This is a genomic window from Kitasatospora albolonga (assembly GCF_039535905.1).
In the GTDB taxonomy this organism is placed as follows: Bacteria; Actinomycetota; Actinomycetes; order Streptomycetales; family Streptomycetaceae; genus Kitasatospora; species Kitasatospora albolonga.
This window is the reverse complement of sequence record NZ_BAAAYB010000150.1, coordinates 1-19,269: the sequence shown is the minus strand read 5'-3', so window position 1 is coordinate 19,269 and position 19,269 is coordinate 1. Positions and strand designations below refer to the sequence as shown.

The following is a 19,269-nucleotide window of genomic DNA, read 5'->3' as shown; positions in this document are numbered from 1 at the left end:
CTTGTCCACCCGGGCGTGGCGCGCAGCGCGCCGCAGCGCCCCGGGGCCGGCCGCTCAGTGCCGCGAGGACCCCAGCGCCCGCGAGACCCGCAGCGCGGCGGCCGCCACCGCGGGCCCGAGGACCCGCACCCGGGCCGCCGTCACCCGCGAGGTCAGCCCGGAGACCGAGAGCGCCCCGGCGACGGTGTCGGTGTGGTCGAAGACGGGCGCGGCCACGCACCGCACCTCGGGCTCGTTCTCCCGGTCGTCCACGGCGTAGCCGCGGGCCCGGATCCGCGCCAACTCGGCCCGCAGCGAGGCCGGTTCGGTGAGGGTGCGGGTGGTGCTCGGCGGCAGTCCGGCGGCCACCACCGCCGTGAAGGCCTCCTCCGGCAGCCAGGCCAGCATGGCCTTGCCGACGGCGGTGCGGTACATCGGCGCGCGGCTGCCGATCCGGGAGGCCATCCGGACGGCGGTCTCGTTCTCCACCTTGTCGATGTAGACCACGTGCGGCGGGTCCGGGACGCACAGGTGGACGGTGCCGCCGACCTCGTGCATCAGCCGGTGCGCCTGTTCGGCGGCGACGGTGCGCAGGTCGAGCCCGGAGAGGTAGGACTGGCCCAGCATCAGGGCGCCGGGGCCGAGCCGGAAGTGCCCCGACTCCCGTTCCCGGCTGAGGAGTTGGGAGTCGAGCAGCGGTTCGGCCAGTCGTAGCACGGTGCTCTTGGACAGGCCCAGCGCCTCCGCGACCGCCGTGAGCGAGAGCCCGGTGGAGCCGCCGGCGTGGTCCCGGACGTGCTCCAGCACCGCGAGCGCCCGGCGCAGCGAGGCGGACTGGTTCCGCTGCGTGACCTCCACCGGCCCTCCTCAGGCACATCAAGAAATCCCCATGAACGACCCATGAACGGACCGTCGGATTCAACGGACCGTACGCCAAGCACCGACGGCGTACCAGCTACGCGGCACACAGTTTTGCACTGCACAACATTCGCCGGGGCGTCTTGCCGCCACGCCGGGCGGCTTCCTACCGTCACCGCTCACCTGCCCTACCACCGCTCTACCACCTCCCGAGGGGGTTCCGTGAAGCTGTCCCGTCTCGTCCTGTTCGCCGCTGCCGGTGCCGTGTTGGCCGCCTGCGCGCCGGGCACCGCCTCCAGCACCAAGTCGGCCGACCAGCAGACCGGCACCCTGAAGGTCTGGCTCTACGACGAGGCCAACCGGGCCCCGAAGGAGAAGGTGATCGCGGCCGCCGTGGCGGACTTCAAGGCCGCCCACCCCGGCTCCGACGTCGAGGTGTCGTACATCCCGACCGACGCCGGCCCGCGCGCCGAGAAGATGAAGGGCGCCTTCAACGACCCGGCCAGCGCGCCGGACGTGGTGGAGTTCGGCAACACCGACCTGTTCGGCTACGTCGCGGCCGGCGGCCTGGCGGACCTGACCTCCGAGCTGGCGGGCTGGTCCGAGGGCGGCGACCTCCCGGCCGACCTGCGGGACACCGCCGTGGTGGACGGCAAGACCTACGGCCTGCCCTGGTGGCTGGGCGTGCGGGCGCTCTACTACCGCACCGACGTCTTCACCGAGCTCGGCCTGAAGCCCCCCACCAGCTACGCCGAACTCGCCGACGCCGCAACGAAGGTGAGGGCCGCCAAGCCCGACCTGCTGGGCATCGCGGTCGGCGGCAAGTACACCTTCGGCGCCCTGCCCTTCCTCTGGGCGAACGGCGGCGACCTGGCGGCCAAGCCCGGTGCCAAGTACGCGGCGGCGGTGGACTCCCAGGGCTCCCGGGCCGGGGTGAAGGCCTACACCGACCTGTTCACCGACGCGATCTGTCCGGCCCAGCGCTGTGCCGACCTGACCGGCGGCAAGACGGTGGAGGCCTTCGCCTCCGGCACCGCGGGCATGGCGATCCTGCCCAACTCCTCGCGCAGCGCGGTGGAGGCGGGCGCGGCCAAGGGCAAGTACGCGGTGGTGCCGCTGCCCGGCGCGACGGCCGGCTCGGTCGCCCCGGCGTTCTCCGGCGGCAACGACCTGGGCGTCCTCAAGTCGACCCAGCACCGCACCCTGGCGGCGGACTTCCTCAAGACCCTGGGCGGCAAGAAGCACCAGCTGGCGCTCTTCGACGCGATGGGCACGCTGCCGACGCTGACCAGCGCCCGCGCCGAGGTGGTGGCCAAGGAGCCGTGGCTCAAGCCCTTCACCGACACCATCGCGGCGGGCACCAAGTTCGTGCCCAAGGACCAGGCCTGGGCGAAGATCGACGCCCAGGCGGTGGTGCCGACCATGCTGCAGAAGGTGATCACCGGCAAGGCGGACGTGAACACCGCCACCGCCGAGGCCGCCAGCGCGATGAACGCCGCCTTCGATGGCAAGTGACACGCTGACCGCAGCCACGCCCGCGAAGGCGCCGATCACCGTCAGGCGCAAGCGGGTTCTGACCCCGATCGGGCTGCTGCTGCCCGCCGCGCTGGTGCTGCTGCCGCTGTTCGGCTACCCGCTCTACCAGCTCGGCCTGCTCTCGGTGCTGGACTTCGGCCAGCCGCAGGCCAGCGGCGGGGTGCCGGCCGCCTTCGTCGGTCTGGCCAACTACACCGAGCTGCTGGGCAAGTCGCAGTTCTGGGAGGTGCTGGTGCAGACCCTGGTCTTCGCGGGCGGCTGCGTGGTCGCCACCCTCGCGGTGGGCGGCGCGCTGGCGGTGCTGCTGACCAGGGTCGGCCGGCGCTCCAAGCTGTTCCTGATGTTCGCGGCGCTCGGCGCCTGGGCCGCCCCGGCGATGACCGGCTCCACCGTCTGGCTCTTCCTGCTGGACACCAACTCCGGTCTGGTGAACGACATCCTGGGCATGGCCGGGCACAACTGGATGTACGACAAGTGGCCCGCCTTCGCGGTGGTCGGCGCCGTCGTGGTCTGGCACTCCTTCCCGTTCGTGATGATCACCCTCTACGCGGGCATCCAGGCCATCCCGGACTCGGTGCTGGAGGCGGCCCGGCTCGACGGTGCCTCCACCTTCACCACCGCCCGGCTGGTGATGCTGCCGATGCTCCGGCCGCTGCTGGTGATCGTGGTGATCCAGTCGGTGATCTGGGACTTCAAGGTCTTCACCCAGATCTACGTGATGACCAGCGGCGGCGGCATCGCCGGCCAGAACCTGGTGCTCAACGTCTACGCCTACCAGGAGGCCTTCGCGGCCTCCGACTACAGCCTGGGCGCGGCGATCGGCGTGCTGATGACGCTGATCCTGCTGGCGATCACGGCGCTCTACATCCGCGCCCTGCGGCGCTCCGGGGAGGAACTGTGACCGCGCGGACCACGCAGAAGGGATCCCGGAGGATCGCCAACTCCCTTGCGGTGCTGGCCGGTCTGGTCACGGCCTTCCCGCTCTACTGGATGGTGCTCTCCGCCTTCAAACCGGACGGCGAGCTCACCTCCGCCCACCCCCGGCCGTGGACCTGGGCGCCGACCCTGGACAACTTCCGGGACGCGCTCGGGGTGAGCGGCTTCGGCCGGTACTTCCTGAACAGCCTGCTGGTGGCCGTGGTCGTGGTGGTGCTCTCGGCCGGGGTTGCCTTCCTGGCGGCGGTGGCGCTGTCCAGGTTCAAGTTCCGCTTCCGCACCACCGTGCTGGTGATGTTCCTGGTGGCGCAGATGGTGCCGATCGAGGCGCTGACCATCCCGCTGTTCTTCCTGATCCGCGACCTCGGCACGGTGGCACCGGGCTTGGGCCTGTCCACGCTCGGCTCGCTGATGCTGGTGAACCTTGCCTTCTCGCTGCCGTTCGCGGTCTGGATGCTCCGGGGCTTCGTGGCGGCGGTGCCGGAGTCGCTGGAGGAGGCGGCCCGGCTGGACGGGGCGAGCCGCTTCACCATCCTGTGGCGGATCCTCTTCCCGTTGGTGGCACCGGGGTTGGCGGCCACCTCGGTGTTCTCCTTCATCATGGCCTGGAACGACTTCGTGTTCGCCCGGACCCTGATCCTGGACACCGACCACCAGACCCTCCCGGCCGCGCTGATGGTCTTCTTCAAGCCGGACGAGAACGACTGGGGCGGCATCATGGCGGCCTCCACCCTGATGACCCTGCCGGTGCTGGCCTTCTTCGTCCTGGTCCAGCGTCACCTGGTCTCGGGGCTGGGAGGCGCGGTCAAGGACTGAGCACCCGTCACCTGAACACCCATGACCTGAGCACCCGTCACCCCACCCCGCGCGGCCGGTACTGGATCGAGATCCGAGGTCCGACCGGCCGGGCGGCCTTGGGCACGGCGTGGTCCCAGGTCCGCTGGCAGGAGCCGCCCATCACCAGCAGGTCCCCGTGGCCCAGCAGGTGACGCAGCGTCGGCCCGCCACCCCCGGCGGGCCGCAGCAGCAGGGCGCGCGGTTCGCCGACCGAGACGATCGCCACCATCGTGTCGTCGGTCCGGCCGCGCCCGAACCGGTCGCCGTGCCAGGCCACGCTGTCCTCGCCGTCCCGGTAGAGGCAGAGCCCGGCGGAGACGAACTCCTCGCCGAGCTCCTCCCGGTAGTGCGCGTTCAGCGCGTCCCGCATCTGCGCCAGCACCGGATCGGGCAGCTCGGCCCCGGCCCCGTACGAGGCCAGCAGCCGCGGCACCGCGACCACCCGCTCGTACATCTCGCGCCGCTCGGCCCGCCAGGGCACCCCGTCCAGCAGTCGTTCGAACACCACGTCCGCCCCGCTCAGCCATCCCGGCAGGAGGTCCACCCAGGCGCCGTGCGCCAGCTCGGTCCGCCGGATGCCGTTGAACGGGCCGGGCGCCGGGGCGTCGGCGCCGAGCAGTGATCCCTGGAAGTGCATGGCCCCAGCGTACGCCCATGTTCGAAAAAGTGTTCTATTAGTTTCGGCTCCGCCTGCTGCCCGCCGCCAGCACGGCCCCGGCGGCCAGCAGCGGCACCGCGACCACGGCGGCCAGCAGCAGCGGCCCGGGCAGTCCGGTCCCCGGCAGGTCCCCGGCGGGCGGGGCGGGCCGGGCGGCCGGGGGAGCGGGCGGCGCGGGAACGGGCGGGGCCGAGGCGGGCGGGGTCGGTCCGCCGGCCGGCCCGGAGGGGCCGCTCGGCGGCGGCGTGGGCAGCGCGAAGTCGTTGCCGACCAGCACCCGGGTGGCCCGGCCGTCCGTCAGCTCGAACGGTGTCCCCAGGACCAGCGGCCGGTCGGGCTCCCCGTCCACCCGGAGCCTCGCCCAGGTGGTCACCGCGGCGGCGTCGGCGGCCCCGGTCCGAGGTTCGGCCACCGTGCAGCGGGTGGCGGCGGCGAAGGTGTGCCGGGGCAGGTCGCCCTGGTCCGCGCCGGGGGCCACCGTCAGTTCGTCGGTGGTCCCGTCCTCGCAGCTGACGGTCAGTCGGACGGCGGCCGGCCGGAGCGAGGTGTCCCCGCTGGTGGTCTTGGTCACGTCCAGCGTGGGGTACGGCACGAAGCGGTTGGTGAAGCGGCAGGTCGGGGTCGGCGCGGCCGTGGTCAGGTGCACCTCGACCGTCCCGGCCGTCAGGTCCGGCCGGTCCCCGGCGCCGCCGCAGTCGGCCGAGACCAGCTGCCAGCGCCCGGTCGCGGTCGGTGCGGGCAGCAGTTCCTGGACGGTGTAGGAGTACGCCGGGCCGACCCTGAGCCCGCTCGCCGCCGGACCGCTGTCGCTGCCCGAGGGGTGGGCGGTGGCGGGGGTGCCGGTGGCCGTGGTGGTGGCCGTGGCGGTCGTGGTCACGTCCCGCGCCACGGCCGGACGGCCCGTCAGGTGCGGGGTGACGGCGAAGGCGAAGGTCCCGGTGCCGCCCTCGGTGACCTTCTCGACGTTGATCGCCCCGCCGGGGACGAAGCGGTTGGTCAGCAGGCAGGTGGTGCCGCCGGGCGCCGCCAGGTCGTGCTCGGCGGTCCAGGTCCCGTTCGGCGCGTCGGGGCTCGGCGGCAGCAGGGTCACCGGGGCGGGCACGCCGTCGCAGGTGGCGTCGGGCGTCTGCCAGGTGCCGGTTCCGTCGGCTGCGGGGACGCGCTCGCGCACCGTGTACCGGCCGGCGGTGGCGCCCGCGGCCGAGGCCACGTCCACCGGCGAGGCCTCCGCCACGGTGGTGACCGGGCCGATCGCGATCGGCGCCGAGCCGGGCGGGGTGTCCAGGCGGACGTCGAAGGTGCCGGTGCCGCCGATCGACTGCTTCTGCAGCAGGGCCCGCCCGGCCGTCCGGCGGTTGGTGAAGGTGCAGGTCACGGTGTCCCCGGCGGTCAGCCGGACGGAGACCCTGCCCGCCGAGTCGGCGGTCACCGCGCTGCTGCCCGTGCCGCCCCGGGAGTCGACGACCTCGCAGCTGGGCTGAGCCGGCGGCTCCCAGCCGGGGGTGCTCGCCTCCTGGAAGCTCCACGGCGCGTCCCCGTCCCGGGTCTCGCCCCGGACGAAGCTGATCGAACCGGGCTTGCCGGTGTCGGCGGTGAGCGGGAAGTCGTTGGTGCCGTCGCCGTTGGTGTCGGCGTAGGAGACGTTCCCGTCGAAACGGAAGGAGCCCGGGCCGTTGGAGCCGTCGGCCAGCTGCTTGACCACGGTGATGGTCCCGGCGCCGGGCGGCGGGGTGATCGCGTAGTAGTAGCAGAAGACGTGCCGGGCCCCGGCCGGGAAGGTCAGGTACTCGACGTTGTCGCCGTTCACCGAGTCCTGGGCGCAGCGCAGCGCGGCGAAGCCGTACCGGTCCTGCAGCCCGTTGAGCGGGGCGGACGGTGTGCCGCCCTGGACGATCAGCCGGTTCTGCGCGGCCGCCGTGGCCTCGGCCTGGTCGAGCTGGACGGTGACGGCGCCGCTCAGGGTCCGGCCGGTCGGGCGGCCCTGGTCGTCCAGCTCCGGGGTGTCGGTCCCGGTGGTGAGGCCGTCGCGGATCAGGCCGGTGACGGTGCTGAGCTGGAGGCTGGCCGAGGTCTTGCCGGTGAAGCCGGTGCCGGTGGAGAAGGCCCAGCCCGGCAGTGGGCGGCAGGGCGGCAGCGGGGTGCCGGCCGCCTCCTTGGCGGCCGAAACCGCCTCCGTACGGGCGTAGTTGGAGTCGGGGCCGAGGTCGCGCAGCGACTCCTGCACGTTGTTGCGGGCCTTGTTGGCCATCACCTCGTCGTAGCGGTCGCAGGACCGCGCCGCGAAGGTGACCGAGAGCGGGGCGGGTGCGCCCGCCCGCACCGCCCCGCTCCCGGTCGCCGCACCCGTGCCCGCCCCCGGAGCCACGGCCCACAGGGCGAGGAACCCTGCGGCCGCCGTCCGGACAACCGTCTGACCAGTCACCCGCACGAAGGCCTCCCGAGGACGTACCGGCGTGAGCCAATCACGTCCGTGGTGGTGGCAGCCGCACGACGCGCCGTATGCGGATAAAAGCGGACGAAATGGACCTGAGTCGACCGCCCCTGACGGGCCGTCGGGGTGCGCACTAGGGTGACGGGATGACCCAGAAGAGCGTGGAGTTGCGGCCGGTGCGGGAGAGCGACCTGCCGGTGCTGGAGCGGTTCTCGACCGAGCCCGAGACGGTCGGCGAGTACCAGTGGCTGGGCTGGGAGAACCCGGGCCGCTGGCGCCGCCAGTGGGAGGAGAACGGCATGCTCGGCGAGAAGCACGGCCTGCTGATGATCCAGGGCGACGGTGACCCGGCCGGGTTCGTCTCCTGGCGCGAGGTCATCTGCTGGCGGGGATCCTTCTGCTGGAACACCGGGATCTCGCTGGTGCCCGAGGCGCGAGGCCGCGGCTACGGCGCACCGGCCATGCGGCAGCTGGTCCGGCACCTCTTCTCGCACACCCAGATGGTCCGGGTGGAGGCCGCCACCGAGGTGGCCAACGTCCCGGCCCAGCGCGTCCTCGAACGCGCCGGCTTCGTCCGCGAGGGCGTCCTGCGCAGCGTCGCCTTCCGCAGCGGCCAGTGGTGGGACGGCGTCGGCTACAGCGTGCTCCGCACCGACGAGACCTGGCAGTCCGACACCTACTGACGAACCCTCACCCCGCCTGCCCGCCCCCTTGCCGTTCCTGCGCCTTTCCCCGCGTGCCCGCCTAGAGCGGCTCAGCTGCTCAGCGGCTCAGGGGCTCAGCGGCTCAGTCGAGCGGCGAGTGCCGTCCGGAGCGCGGTCAGCCGGGCGATCTCGGCGTCCAGCGCGGCGAGCCGGCGGTCCACCACGGCGGCCGCGGGGGAGGTCGGTCCCTCGACCCGCCCGCAGCGCGGCGGCGGCTGCTCGGTGAGCAGGTGCAGCCGCCCCACGCACGCGCGCACGTCCTCGACCGTCAGCCCCAGTGCCAGTAGCTCCCGTACCGCCCGGATGCGGTCCAACTCCGCCTGCCCGTACTCCCGTTGGCCTGAGGAGCTGCGCCGCGGCGCGACCAGCCCGCGCTCCTCGTAGAACCGCAGTGCCCGCGGCGTCGCCCCGGTGGCCGCCGCCGCGTCGCCGATCCTCAACCGGTCCGCCATCCCCGCCGCCGCCCCTCCGGTCAGACCCCCACCAGGACGGCCCCCAGGTGGTGACCGTCGATCAACTCCCGCAACGCTCCCGGCGCCCGTTCGATGCCCGGCAGGACCACATGCGGGAAGGCGATCTCCCCGGACCGCAGCCAGCCGCCGAACCGCTCCGTCCACTCGCCCGCCACGTCGGGGTGGTCCGCCCCCCGGTAGCCCCGCACCGAGACGCCCTGCACCACCAGCCGGAAGCTGTCCAGCGTCACCGGCGCGCTGCCGCCCGCCCGGTCCGCCGCCAACTGCCCGGAGACGGCGCCGATCAGGGCGAACCGGGCCCCGGGCCGCGCCAGCCGTACCGCGCCGGCCAGCTGCTCACCGCCGACGGTGTCCACCAGCACGTCGATCCCTTCCGGTGCCGCCTCGGCCAGCCGGTCCGCGAACGGCCGCCCGCCGGCGCGCAACACGACCGCGTCGTAACCGAGTTCGGCCGTGAGCCGCCCGGCCTTCGCCGCCGAGGAGGTGGTGCCGACCACCCGCCCCGCGCCGAGCAGCCGGGCGATCTGCCCGGCCAGGGAGCCGACGCCCCCGGCCGCGCCCGTCACCAGCACGGTGTCCCCGGGCCGGACCTCGGCCAGCCGGGTCAGGGCGCCGTACGCCGCCTCGCCGGAGGAGAGCTGCGCCACCGCCTCGGGCAGCGCCGGGTCGAGCGGTGCGCAGTCGACGGCGTCCAGCACGGCGTGCTCCCGCCATCCGGCCAGGTGCGAGACCAGGTCCCCGGGGCGCAGTGGTCCACCTGCGGGGGCGGCCAGCACCTCCGCCACGGCGGGCCCGAACAGCCCGTCGCCGGGCCGCAGTTGCGGGAGCGGAACGCCCTCCGTCTCGCCGCCGATCAGCGTGCGCAGGCCGGGGAAGACCAGGAAGTACCGGTTGCGGACCAGGACCTGCCCCGGCCCGACGGCCGGAAGCGGTGCGTCCACGACCGCGAAGTGCCGTGCCTCGGGCAGCCCTTCGGGGGCGGGCCAGCAGACGGACCTCACGGGTGGCGGTGGGCAGGGCTACGCGGCTCATCGGTGCGCTCCAGGAGTTCGGGAGCGGCGACGGTAGACCCTGACGTGCGGGTCAGGGGCAAGCCCGCCCGGTCACTCCGCCGCGTTGTACCGGGACAGGTAGCCGGCCAGCCGGCCGAGGTCCTCGTCCTCCCAGTCGGTGAAGCGGGCCCGGAAGGCGCGCTGCCGCCGCTCGGTGGCGTCCCCGACGGCCCGCTCGCCGTCGCCGGTGAGCCGCAGCAGCTGACCCCGGTGGTCCTCCGGATCGGCCTCGCGGACGATGAAGCCGAGCTTCTCCAGCGAGCCGACCTGGCGACTGACGGTCGACTTGTCGAGCATGAAGTACGCGGCCAGGTCGGCGCCCCGGACAGGACCACGCTCGGCCATCAGGTCGAGCATGCTGAAGGCCACCAGGCTGAGCTGCGGATGCAGCTCGGCGGCCCGGCTGCGCGCCCGGCGCGCGAAGGCCGTCAGTTCGCGCTGGATGGTGTGGACGGCCTCGTCCCGGGCCCGGCCCGCCGGCTCCTCGCTCATGGTTGCAGAGTACATCCGTTTGCCTCGGCCCCGGCTCCGTCGAGGGCACCCGCTCCCTGCTCCGCCTCCACGGCGAGGCGGGCTGCACCGTCCACCTCCGCACCCACGCGGCCCGCCCGCGCCCGCGCCCGCCAAATCACGCCCGCCGAGGAGGAGATGGCGGAGGCCGTAGCTGTCTGACATGCGGACGGCCAGGGTGGGTGGTGATCGCCGACACTAGGCTGCCGGGCATGTCGCAGCCCGTCAGACTCGTCATCCACATCACCACCCGCCCCGGCCACGGCCCCGAGCAGGTCGCCGCCTTCGAGCGCCTGGCCCCCGTGGTCCGCGCCGAGGAGGGCTGCCTGCAGTACGACCTGCACGCCGTCGAGGGCGACCCGGACCGCTTCGTGCTGCTGGAGCTCTGGGCCTCCGAGGAAGCGCTCGCCGCCCACGACATCACCCCGCACATGGTCGAGGCCGACGCCGCCAGCCCCGCGTTCCGGGCCGGCCCGGCCGGGGTGGTCCGCCTGGCCGCCGCCCCGCTGGCCTGAACCCCCCTCCCTAGGAGGCGAGTTCGGGCGCCCGGTCCGCGTACGGGTTCCGCGGCGCCGGTACCGCCGTCACGCTCAGCACGTCCAGGTGCGGCACGGGCGAGCGGGCGTCCACCGCCCCGGCCCGCCACCGGCCGGTGACCTGCACCCAGCTGTCGGCCGCCGGCGCCACGCCCGCCCCGTGCACCGCGACCCGGAGCGGACGGGCGTCCGCCGCACAGCAGTTGACGGTCAGCCGGTTGAGGTGCCAGTCCACCCCGCCGCCGCCCCGGCTGACGAAGCCGGTCAGCACCACCTGCCGGCCCTCCAGGCCGGCGCTGTCGTGCTGGCTGCGCCCGATGAACTCGCGCATCGACATCGGTGTCAACGGCCCGCTCGGCAGCGCCCGGTAGTCGGCCTGCTCGACGGCGGCCCGCAGCCCCGTCCCGGGAGGCGGTGTACGAGCCGAGCGCGGGCGGTGCGAAGAACAGCAGCGCCAGCGCCGGTGCCCCGAGCAGGAACGCCACCCTGGGCCCGGCCCCGTGCCCGTGCCCGTCCTCGCCCTCCTCCTCGTGCGCCGGGTGGGCCGCGTGCGGCTCCACGCGGTACGAACCGTCCTCCGCCCGGCGGTGGTTGAGCACCGGCTGCCGCAGCCAGGCCCGCCCCTCCCGGACCAGCCCGGCGGCCCCGAGCAGCACCAGTACGGCCCCGGTGACGATCACCATCGGCCGCAGCCCCTCCTTGACGTGACCGCAGGTACACCTCGCTGCCGACGGTGATCCGCAGCAGGGCCCCGCCGAGCAGCAGCCCAGCAGTGGCCGGGTGGGTCATCCTCTTCACAGCAGCACGGCTCCGATCAGGACGCTCACCAGGACGGCCACCACGAAGGTGGTGCCGGTGAAGCGGACGGCGAAGGCCCCGGCCGAAGGAGCCGGACTGCAGGGCGATCAGCTTGAGGTCCACCATCGGGCCGACCACCATGAAGGCCAGCCGGGCGGTCGGCGAGAAGCCGGTCAGCGAGGCGGCCACGAAGGCGTCCGCCTCCGAGCAGACCGAGAGCAGGACGGCGAGCAGCGCCCAGGGAGCACCACACCGAGCCCAGGGCGAGTCGGTGAACAGTGCCAACACCCCAGGCGGCACGGCCACGTTGAAGGTCGCGGCGGCATCGCGCCGACCACCAGGAAGCCCCCCGCGTGCAGGAAGTCGTGCTGCATGCCGCGCCGGAACTCCTCCCAGCGCGAGCCCCCGTGCCCGTGCCCACCCGGCTGCTTGGGCCAGCCGCAGCCACTCCTCCCGGCCGAACCGGACCCAGGAGCCAGCCCATCGCCACCGCCGTGGCCAGCGAGGCGGCCAGCCGGGCCGCCACCATCCCGGGCTGCCCGGGGAAGGCGATCGCGGTGGAGACCAGCACCACCGGGTTGACGGCCGGTGCGGCCAGCAGGAAGGTCAGCGCGGCCGCCGGGGTTGACGCCCCGTCGGATCAGGCTGCCGGCGACCGGCACCGAGGCGCACTCGCAGCCGGGCAGCACCACCCCCGCCACTCCGGCCACCGGCACCGCCAGGGCCGGCCGCTTCGGCAGGCGCCCGTGCGGCGAACAGGTGAGGGCGGAACGAAGGCCCGATCGCCTGGCCGAGACGCCACGGTGCCCAGCAGCAGGAAGGGCATGCCTGCCACCACGATCGAGACCAGCAGTGTCCGCCAGGCCTGCACCACCTCGGCCTCGGCGAGCCCGAGCACCCCGGTGGCGGCCAGCACCACGCCGGCCAGGCCGAGCAGCGGCAGCGCGGGGCCGCGGCGCCGCTCCTCCGTCAGTGGTTCGGCCGGGACCCGTGGTCGGCGGGCCGTCTGCTGTCCGGTCGTCAATGTCCGCCCTGACGTGGAGGCTGCTCGTGGCAGCGCGAGGACCGCCCGGTCGTGGTCCGACCGGTCGGTGGCCGCTCACACTAGGGGATGACAACCATCTTCATCTAGACCCGGACTCCTGCCAGCTTTCCGGGCCGTCCGGCGCCCTGGTGGAGCGGGATCTCGAAGTGCACGGTGGCCAGGCCGGGGCCGTGCTCGCCGGTGGTCCGGGCGTCGCAGACCTCCACCGCGAGGCTGCGCCAGAACGCCTCGGCGCCGGGGACGTCCACGTTGGTGTGCAGGTAGAGGTGCTGGTATCCGCCGTCGGCGATCGCGAACTCCGTTGCCAGATTGACCAGTTGCCGGGCGAGTCCGTGCCGGCGGTGTTCGCTCCTGACGTACACCCGCAGCAGCTGGGCGGTGAGCCCGGACGGGTAGCGCTCGGCCAGCCAGATCGGGTGCGGCGGGTGGGCCGGGCCGCGCGAGTGCAGTGCGGTGGTGCCGACCACCTCGCCGTCGGCGGCGGTGGCGACGAAGAGCGCGTGCCGGGGGTGGTCGAGGTAGGTCGGGCCGAGCTCGACCACGTCCTGGTGCCAGGCGGGGACGTAGCCGTAGCCGAACTCGCGGTAGAAGGTGTCCAGGATCAGCGCGCGGGCGCCGGGCAGGTCCTCGGGGCGGGCGGGCCGTACCTCGTACGGGTGTTGACGGGTCATCGGTCAGCTCCTCGGTGGGCTCGGTGGGTGTCCGGAGTCACAGCTTACATGGAAATGGTTTCCATGTAGCTGTATTGAAAATGAAAACGTGTGTCGAGTACCTTGCTGCCTCACACCGTCCTTGCCGGGTGGAGAAGAGGGAGTCCCGTGGCACATCTGTTGGTGATCGAGAGCTGGGTCGGATCGATGAGCAGGCTGCTGCCCAGGGCCATCGGGGAGGGCGGCCACCGGTTCACCTTCCTGACCAGGGACCTGCACCACTACCTGCGGGCCGCCCCGGGCGACACCGCCCACCCGCTGCTCGCCGCCGCCAACGTGCTGACCGCCGACACCAACGACCCGGCCGCCCTGCTGCCGTACGTCGAACGGCTGCACGGCGTGCTCGGCTTCGACGGGGTGGTCTCCTCCTGCGACTACTACCTGCCCACCGTGGCCCTGGTGGCCGAACGCCTCGGCCTGCCGGGCCCCTCGGCAGCGGCCGTCGAGGCGGCCTGCCGCAAGGACCTGACCCGCGGCCGGCTGGCGGCGGCCGGGGTCCCGGGGCCCTGGTACGCGCTCTGCCGGGACCGGGCCGAGGCGGTCGCGGCCGCCGCCGGGGCCGGGTACCCCCTGGTGGTCAAGCCGGTCGACCTGTGTGCCGGGATGCTGGTCCGCAAGGTCGCGAACGAGGCGGAACTGCTGGCAGCCTACCGGGAGTTGGACGAGTTCCCGGTGAACGCGCGCGGGCAGCGGCGGGAGCCGGCGGTACTGCTGGAGGAGCTGCTCACCGGGCCCGAGGTCAGCGTCGAGACGGTCTCCCGCAGCGGCCGGACGGAGGTGGTCGGCGTCACCAGCAAGACCGTCGGCGGAGCACCCGCCTTCATCGAGACCGGGCACCAGTTCCCGGCGCCGCTGGGCCGTGCCGACGCCGCTGCCGCCGCCTCGACGGCGGTCGCGGCCCTGGCCGCGCTCGGGCTCGACCAGGTGGTGGCCCACACCGAGGTCAAACTCACCCCGCACGGCCCCCGGGTGGTCGAGGTCAACCCCCGGCCGGCCGGGAACCGGATCACCGAGCTGGTCCGCCGTGTGACCGGCATCGACCTGGCGGCAGCGGCGGTGGACGTCGCCCTCGGCCACGAGCCCGACCTGACGGTCCGTCCGACCGGGGTCGCCAGTGCCGCCGTCACCTTCCTGCTCCCTGACCGGGACGGCCTGCTGACCGGGGTGGACGGGGCGGACCAGGTCTCCCGCGAGCCCGCCGTCGTCGAACTCACCCTGGCCGACCCCGGCCGCCAGGTCCGCCGCGCGGTCAGCAACAACGAGTACCTCGGCCACCTGATGACCACCGACACCGAGGGCCCCGACGCCCTCGACACCGCCGAACGCCTCCTCTCCCGCCTGACCCCGTGTTACGCCGAAGAGGCGGCCCGCGCATGACCCCAAACCCGAACCCCACCCTCCTCCGCGAGGCCCCGGTCGGGCCCCGACCGGCGCACCCGGCTCCCGCGCCCGCCGCAGGCACGCCCCTTCCCGCCGTACCCCAGCCCGCCGCAGGTGCAGTGCTTCCCGCGGTGCCCCAGCTCGCCGCAGGCGCCGCCCTCCGCCCTGAGCCCCAGTCCGCCGCAGGCGCAGTCCTTACCGCCCTGCCCCAGCCCGCCGCAGGCGTCGCCTTGTGTCCTGAGCCCCAGCTCACCGCAGGCGCAGTCGTTACCGCCCTGCCCCAGCCCGCCGCAGGCGTCTCTCTCCGCCCCGAACCCCAACCCGCCGCAGGCGGTGCCGTGGGGCGGCTGGTGGAGCGCGTGCTGGCCGGGGCGTTCGGCCTCGACCCGGCCGCCGAGCGGGTCGCGGTGGCCTTCGCCACCAGTCAGGCGGTGCGGCACGACGGCCGCACCGGCGGGTACCGGAACGAGGTGCTGAGCCTGCGGGTCGGCAAGGCCGTCGGGTCCTGTGCCGTCGAGCCCGGGGAACTCCCCGCACTGGAGGAGTGCGTCGGTGCGACCGTGGCGGAGCTGCTGACCCACCCCCTGCCGGCCGTCCGGATCGCCGCACTCGACGCGTTCCTGGCCCTGGCCCGCCCCCACACCCCCGCCAATGGTGCGCTCGACGTCCCGATCCCGGGCGGCAGTTCGATCGAACGCTCCCGCGCCCGGGCCGCGGCCGTGGTGAGCCTGGTCCCCGCCGAGGCCCGCCGGGTCCTGGTGGTCGGCGTGGTCAACTCCCTCCTGGAGCGCCTGCGTGACCGCGGCACCGCCTACGTCCCCTGCGACCTCAAGGGTGGCCGCACGGAGTGGGGCGAGGAGGTCCACCAGGACGCCGCCTCGGCCCTCGCCGACTGCGACGCGATGCTGGTCTCCGGCATGACCCTGGGCAACGGCAGCTTCGAGGCCTTCGCCGCCCACGCCCGCCGCACGGCGACCCCCCTGGTGATGTTCGCCCAGACCGGCAGCGCCGTCCTGCCGCAGCTGCTGCACGAGGGCGTCACGGCGGTCAGCGCCGAGCCGTACCCGTTCTTCTGGCTGGACGGCAATCCGGGCACCATCCACCTCTACGGAGGCCCCCGTTGAGCACCGTCACCGCCGAGGCGGCGGTCACCGCCCGCCCCGAACTGCTCGCGCTCCTCGGCCACACCCCGCTGGCCCGGATCACCGCCCCGCTGCCGTACGAACAGCCGGGCTTCCACGCCAAGTTGGAGCACCTCGCGGCCGGCGGGATGAAGGCCCGCTCCGCCGTCGCGATGCTCCGCGGCGCCCACGCCCGGGGCGAACTCCGCTGCGGGGCACCGGTGGTGGAGTCCACCTCGGGGACGCTCGGCCTCGGCCTGGCCTTCGCCGGGCAGGCACTCGGCCATCCGGTGATCCTGGTCGGCGACACCGAGTTGGAGCCGTCCATGCGGAGCCTGCTCCGCTCGCACGGGGCGAGGCTCGAACTCGTCGACCGGCCCGCCGAGCAGGGCGGCTGGCAGGCGGCCCGGCTGGCCCGGCTGCGCGAGGTGCTGGACGCCAACCCCGACGCGTACTGGCCGGACCAGTACAACAACCCGGACAACGCCGCCGGCTACCTCTCGATGGCCCGCGAGCTGACCGACCAACTCGACCACCTGGACGTGCTGGTGTGCAGCGTCGGCACCGGCGGCCACAGCGCGGGGCTGGTGGAGCCGCTGCGCCGCCGCTGGCCCCGGCTGCGGGTGCTGGGGGTGGACTCGGTCGGCTCGGCCATCTTCGGCCAGCCGGCCCGGCCCCGGCTGATGCGCGGGCTCGGCAGCAGCATCCACCCGCGCAACGTCGCCTACCGGCACTTCGACGAGGTGCACTGGGTCGGCCCGGCGGAGGCGGTGGACGCCTGCCGCCGGCTGGCCCGCCACAGCTTCGTCAGCGGCGGTTGGTCGACGGGGGCGGTGGCCCTGGTGGCGGCCTGGGCGGCCCGGGTCCAGCCCGGTGCGGTGGTCGCCACGGTCTTCCCGGACGGCCCGCACCGCTACCTGGGCACCGTCTACGACGACGACTGGTGCCGGGCCCGCGGCCTGCCGGCGCCCGTCACCCGCCCGGTGGAGATCCCGCACCCGGGCGCCGTCGAGGTCGCCGGCTGGGCGCGTTGCCGCACCGTCATCGACCCCCTCGCCCCCGCCGCCGACCACCACCCGATCGTCCCTGCCCCCGGCCCCACCCGCGCCACCACCCGCCCCACCGGCCCCCAGGAGGACCGCAAGTGAAGCTCGACATACGGGTGGTGCAGCTCACCCTGACCGAACCGCTCCGCATCTCCCGCTCGGTGATGGCCGCCCGCGACGCGGTCGAACTCGCCCTGCGACACGGCGGGTTGAGCGGCTACGGCGAGGTGGTGGCCAGCGAGTACCTGAAGCTGCCGACCGACCGCATCCGCCGCGAGGTGCAGGACCTCGACCTGGCCCGCTACCCGGACCCGGAGACCGCCCTCGTCGAACTCCAGCGCGGGGACGCCCCGTTCAAGGAGCTCGCCCCCGGCGTGCTGGCGGGGGTGGAGTCCGCCCTGCTCGACCTGGTCGGCAAGCGGGCCGGTGCCCCCGTCCACCAACTCCTGGGAACGCTCCGCCCGCCGATCGCCGCCACCGCCCGCACCATCGGCATCACCGACCCCGTCCGGGCCGCCGCCGAGGCGGCCAGGCTGGCGGTGGCCGGGTTCCGGGTGGTCAAGGTGAAGGCGGGCTCGCCCGATCCGGCCGAGGACCTGGCCCGGGTGGCGGCGGTGCGGATCGGCGCCCCCGAGGCCGAGCTGCTGCTCGACCCCAACGGGGCCTGGACGGTGCGCACTTCGCTCGACCTGATCCCGCGCTTCGCCGAGCTCGGCGTCACCGCTGTCGAGCAGCCCACCGCGCCCGGCCACCCGGAGTGGCTGGCCGAGGTGGCGGCAGCCTCCCCGCTGCCGGTGATCGCGGACGAGGACGCGGCGACCGAGGAGGAGGCCGAGCGGCTGGCCGGCCGGGTGCAGGGGGTCAACGTCAAGCTGGCCAAGTGCGGCGGGGTCTCGGCCGCGCTGCGGATCTGCGCCGCCCTGCACGGCAGCGGCACCGAGGTCATGCTCGGCTGCCTGACGGCCAGTTCGCTCGGCATCGCCCCCGCCGTGCACCTGGTGGACCGGGCCCGCTGGGTCGACCTGGACGGCCACCTGCTGCTGCGGCACGACCCCTGGCGCGGCATCGGCGGCACCGACGGCGTGGTCCGGGCCGCCGACCGGGCCGGTCTCGGCGTCCACCCGGCGGAGCCCGTCCACCTCGCCGAGCCGGCCGCCACCCGGTGAGAACCCTTCGCGCGCTGCGCTCGTTCCCGCTCCCGGTCCGGCTGCTGCTGGTCAACCAACTGGGCGTCAACACCGGCTTCTACCTGCTGATCCCGTACCTGGCCACCCACCTCGGCGGGGACCTCGGGATGTCGGCGGTGGCCGTCGGCGTGGTGCTCGGGGTGCGCAACCTCAGCCAGCAGGGTCTGTTCATCCTGGGTGGTTCCGCGGCAGACCGGCTCGGCGCCCGGGGCGTGATCATCGCGGGCTGCGGCCTGCGCACCCTCGGGTTCGGCCTGTTCGCCCTCGGCGACGGGCTGCCGGTGCTGCTGGCCGCCTCGCTGCTCAGCGGCCTGGCCGGCGCGCTGTTCAACCCGGCCGTGCGGGCCTACCTGGCCCAGGAGGCGGGGGAGCGCAGAGCCGAGGCCTTCGCGCTGTTCAGCGTCTTCGCCAACACCGGCGCCCTGCTCGGCCCGGTGCTCGGCACCGTCCTGCTCCTGGTGGACTTCCGGGTCGCGGCGCTCACCGCCGCCGGGATCTTCGCCCTGCTGACGGTGGCCCAGGCCCTGGTGCTGCCCGTCCACCGGGTGGAGCCGACCGGCACCCGGGTGCTGGGCGACTGGCGGGAGGTGCTCACCGACCGGCCCTTCCTCGCCTTCTCACTGGCGCTGGTCGGCCTCTACGCCCTGGAGAGCCAGCTCTACCTGCTGCTGCCGCAGGCGGCCAGGGAGACCACCGGTTGGGAGGGCGCGGTCGGCCTGCTCTTCCTGGTCAGCACCGTGGTCAACCTCGCCCTCCAGCTCCGGATCACCGCCCGGCTGCAGCAACTCGGCGGCCGGGGGGCGGTGGATAGCGGTCGGGATGCTGGTGGCGGGGCTCGGCTTCCTGCCCCCGCTGCTGATACCGGGGCCGGTGCCGGTGCTGCTGGCCGTCGTGCTGCTGCGGATCGGCGTGATGATCTCCCAGCCCTTCGTGCTGGAGCTGATACCCGCCTTCGGCCGCGAACGGCTCACCGGCACCTACTACGGCGTCTTCTACCTGGTCTCCGGCCTGGCCGCCGCCCTCGGCAACGCGGCCGTCGGCTGGGCCATGGACGCCGCCCGCTGGGCGCCGTGGCTGCTCTGCGGCGCCCTCGGCCTGGCCTGCGCCGCCGCCGTCGCCCGCCGACGCGACTCGCTCCCCGACCCCAACTCCCCGCTCGGAGCGCCCACATGACCACCTCCACCGGTACGGACCCCACCACCGGCCCCGCCACCAGCGGCAACCTGCTGACCGACACCCCCGCGCTGTACGAGCTGCGCTTCCCCGACCCCGACCACCTGGCCGCCCGCTGGGCCGAGTCCGTGCTCCGCGCCCACGGCGCCGGCCCCCGGGTCCTGGACCTCGGCTGCGGCACCGGCCGCGACGCCGCCTGGCTGCACCGCACGGCGGGCCGCGAGGTGGTCGGCCTCGACAGCTCGCCGGCCATGGTCGAGCACGCCCGCACCCACCACCCCGGCCCCGAGTACCTGCTC

General features: G+C 74.3%; 17 protein-coding genes and 3 pseudogenes. 11 read left to right on the top strand and 9 right to left on the bottom strand.

The genetic code is table 11. The annotated features are described in order from the left end of the window. Positions 1-54 precede the first annotated feature (54 nt). Entirely contained in the window at positions 55-837 is a 783-nt protein-coding gene (locus tag ABD946_RS37740) for an IclR family transcriptional regulator (protein WP_345290270.1), read from the bottom strand. A gap of 222 nt (positions 838-1,059) precedes the next feature. Between ABD946_RS37740 and ABD946_RS37735 the strand changes: the two genes are divergently transcribed. Genes ABD946_RS37735 through ABD946_RS37725 form a run of 3 tightly spaced genes read left to right on the top strand, consistent with a single transcriptional unit; the run spans position 1,060 to position 4,125 of the window. Continuing rightward, a complete protein-coding gene (locus tag ABD946_RS37735; RefSeq protein WP_345290269.1) occupies positions 1,060-2,352 on the top strand; it encodes an extracellular solute-binding protein in 1,293 nt (430 codons plus the stop codon). Further along, positions 2,342-3,274, top strand: a complete 933-nt coding sequence (locus tag ABD946_RS37730) for a carbohydrate ABC transporter permease (RefSeq protein ID WP_345290268.1) — start codon at positions 2,342-2,344, stop codon at positions 3,272-3,274. Before ABD946_RS37735 ends, ABD946_RS37730 begins: the two co-directional genes overlap by 11 nt. Beyond that, on the top strand, positions 3,271-4,125 hold the full coding sequence (locus tag ABD946_RS37725; RefSeq protein ID WP_345290267.1) for a carbohydrate ABC transporter permease: 855 nt from the start codon (positions 3,271-3,273) through the stop codon (positions 4,123-4,125). Before ABD946_RS37730 ends, ABD946_RS37725 begins: the two co-directional genes overlap by 4 nt. 37 nt (positions 4,126-4,162) lie before the next feature. On the opposite strand, the gene ABD946_RS37720 is transcribed toward ABD946_RS37725, so the two are convergent. Further along, complete coding sequence (locus tag ABD946_RS37720; protein WP_345290266.1) at positions 4,163-4,783, bottom strand: alpha-ketoglutarate-dependent dioxygenase AlkB; 621 nt, start codon at positions 4,781-4,783, stop codon at positions 4,163-4,165. Positions 4,784-4,820: 37 nt separating this feature from the next. Beyond that, positions 4,821-7,124: a prealbumin-like fold domain-containing protein gene (locus ABD946_RS37715; RefSeq protein ID WP_345290265.1), complete on the bottom strand. Its 2,304-nt coding sequence runs from the start codon at positions 7,122-7,124 to the stop codon at positions 4,821-4,823. Positions 7,125-7,381: 257 nt separating this feature from the next. Here ABD946_RS37715 and ABD946_RS37710 point away from each other — a divergent pair, with 257 nt between their 5' ends. After that, on the top strand, positions 7,382-7,918 hold the full coding sequence (locus ABD946_RS37710; RefSeq protein WP_345290264.1) for a GNAT family N-acetyltransferase: 537 nt from the start codon (positions 7,382-7,384) through the stop codon (positions 7,916-7,918). A 95-nt stretch (positions 7,919-8,013) separates the two neighbouring features. Here ABD946_RS37710 and ABD946_RS37705 read toward each other — a convergent pair whose 3' ends face one another. The 3 genes and pseudogenes from ABD946_RS37705 to ABD946_RS37695 all read right to left on the bottom strand — a co-directional run bounded on the left by ABD946_RS37705 (position 8,014) and on the right by ABD946_RS37695 (position 9,956). After that, complete coding sequence (locus ABD946_RS37705; RefSeq protein WP_345290358.1) at positions 8,014-8,379, bottom strand: MerR family transcriptional regulator; 366 nt, start codon at positions 8,377-8,379, stop codon at positions 8,014-8,016. Between the two features lie 32 nt (positions 8,380-8,411). Continuing rightward, positions 8,412-9,444 (bottom strand): annotated as a pseudogene (locus ABD946_RS37700) (MDR family NADP-dependent oxidoreductase). 71 nt (positions 9,445-9,515) lie between these two features. After that, complete coding sequence (locus ABD946_RS37695; protein ID WP_345290263.1) at positions 9,516-9,956, bottom strand: MarR family winged helix-turn-helix transcriptional regulator; 441 nt, start codon at positions 9,954-9,956, stop codon at positions 9,516-9,518. Positions 9,957-10,186: 230 nt separating this feature from the next. Here ABD946_RS37695 and ABD946_RS37690 point away from each other — a divergent pair, with 230 nt between their 5' ends. Next, entirely contained in the window at positions 10,187-10,489 is a 303-nt protein-coding gene (locus ABD946_RS37690; protein ID WP_345290262.1) for a putative quinol monooxygenase, read from the top strand. Between the two features lie 10 nt (positions 10,490-10,499). Here ABD946_RS37690 and ABD946_RS37685 read toward each other — a convergent pair whose 3' ends face one another. From ABD946_RS37685 to ABD946_RS37675, 3 genes and pseudogenes are all read right to left on the bottom strand, one after another. Then, on the bottom strand, positions 10,500-10,841 hold the full coding sequence (locus ABD946_RS37685) for a TIGR03943 family putative permease subunit (protein ID WP_345290261.1): 342 nt from the start codon (positions 10,839-10,841) through the stop codon (positions 10,500-10,502). 463 nt (positions 10,842-11,304) lie between these two features. After that, a pseudogene (locus tag ABD946_RS37680) lies at positions 11,305-12,281 on the bottom strand (permease). Positions 12,282-12,436: 155 nt separating this feature from the next. Beyond that, positions 12,437-13,024: a GNAT family N-acetyltransferase gene (locus ABD946_RS37675; RefSeq protein ID WP_345290260.1), complete on the bottom strand. Its 588-nt coding sequence runs from the start codon at positions 13,022-13,024 to the stop codon at positions 12,437-12,439. A 147-nt stretch (positions 13,025-13,171) separates the two neighbouring features. On the opposite strand from ABD946_RS37675, the gene ABD946_RS37670 reads away from it, so the two are divergent. The 6 genes and pseudogenes from ABD946_RS37670 to ABD946_RS37645 form a co-directional block, all read left to right on the top strand. Further along, on the top strand, positions 13,172-14,440 hold the full coding sequence (locus ABD946_RS37670) for an ATP-grasp domain-containing protein (protein ID WP_345290259.1): 1,269 nt from the start codon (positions 13,172-13,174) through the stop codon (positions 14,438-14,440). Positions 14,441-14,781: 341 nt separating this feature from the next. After that, entirely contained in the window at positions 14,782-15,567 is a 786-nt protein-coding gene (locus ABD946_RS37665) for a Rossmann-like domain-containing protein (protein ID WP_345290258.1), read from the top strand. Continuing rightward, the gene (locus ABD946_RS37660; RefSeq protein WP_345290257.1) at positions 15,564-16,712 is read left to right on the top strand and encodes a pyridoxal-phosphate dependent enzyme; all 1,149 of its coding nucleotides are present in this window, start codon (positions 15,564-15,566) and stop codon (positions 16,710-16,712) included. The genes ABD946_RS37665 and ABD946_RS37660 overlap by 4 nt, the downstream gene beginning before the upstream one ends. Continuing rightward, positions 16,709-17,776, top strand: a complete 1,068-nt coding sequence (locus ABD946_RS37655; protein WP_345290256.1) for a mandelate racemase/muconate lactonizing enzyme family protein — start codon at positions 16,709-16,711, stop codon at positions 17,774-17,776. Before ABD946_RS37660 ends, ABD946_RS37655 begins: the two co-directional genes overlap by 4 nt. Then, a pseudogene (locus ABD946_RS37650) lies at positions 17,773-18,970 on the top strand (MFS transporter). The gene ABD946_RS37655 and the pseudogene ABD946_RS37650 overlap by 4 nt, the downstream one beginning before the upstream one ends. After that, the coding region (locus tag ABD946_RS37645) for a class I SAM-dependent methyltransferase (protein ID WP_345290255.1) at positions 18,967-19,269 on the top strand (303 nt) is incomplete at its 3' end. The pseudogene ABD946_RS37650 and the gene ABD946_RS37645, both read left to right, overlap by 4 nt.

Coding starts and splice junctions, on each gene's coding strand:
- ABD946_RS37730 (WP_345290268.1), top strand. CDS start 2,342: ATGGCAAGTGACACGCTGACCGCAGCCACGCCCGCGAAGGCGCCGATC.
- ABD946_RS37720 (WP_345290266.1), bottom strand. CDS start 4,783: ATGCACTTCCAGGGATCACTGCTCGGCGCCGACGCCCCGGCGCCCGGC.
- ABD946_RS37710 (WP_345290264.1), top strand. CDS start 7,382: ATGACCCAGAAGAGCGTGGAGTTGCGGCCGGTGCGGGAGAGCGACCTG.
- ABD946_RS37695 (WP_345290263.1), bottom strand. CDS start 9,956: ATGAGCGAGGAGCCGGCGGGCCGGGCCCGGGACGAGGCCGTCCACACC.
- ABD946_RS37690 (WP_345290262.1), top strand. CDS start 10,187: ATGTCGCAGCCCGTCAGACTCGTCATCCACATCACCACCCGCCCCGGC.
- ABD946_RS37685 (WP_345290261.1), bottom strand. CDS start 10,841: ATGCGCGAGTTCATCGGGCGCAGCCAGCACGACAGCGCCGGCCTGGAG.
- ABD946_RS37675 (WP_345290260.1), bottom strand. CDS start 13,024: ATGACCCGTCAACACCCGTACGAGGTACGGCCCGCCCGCCCCGAGGAC.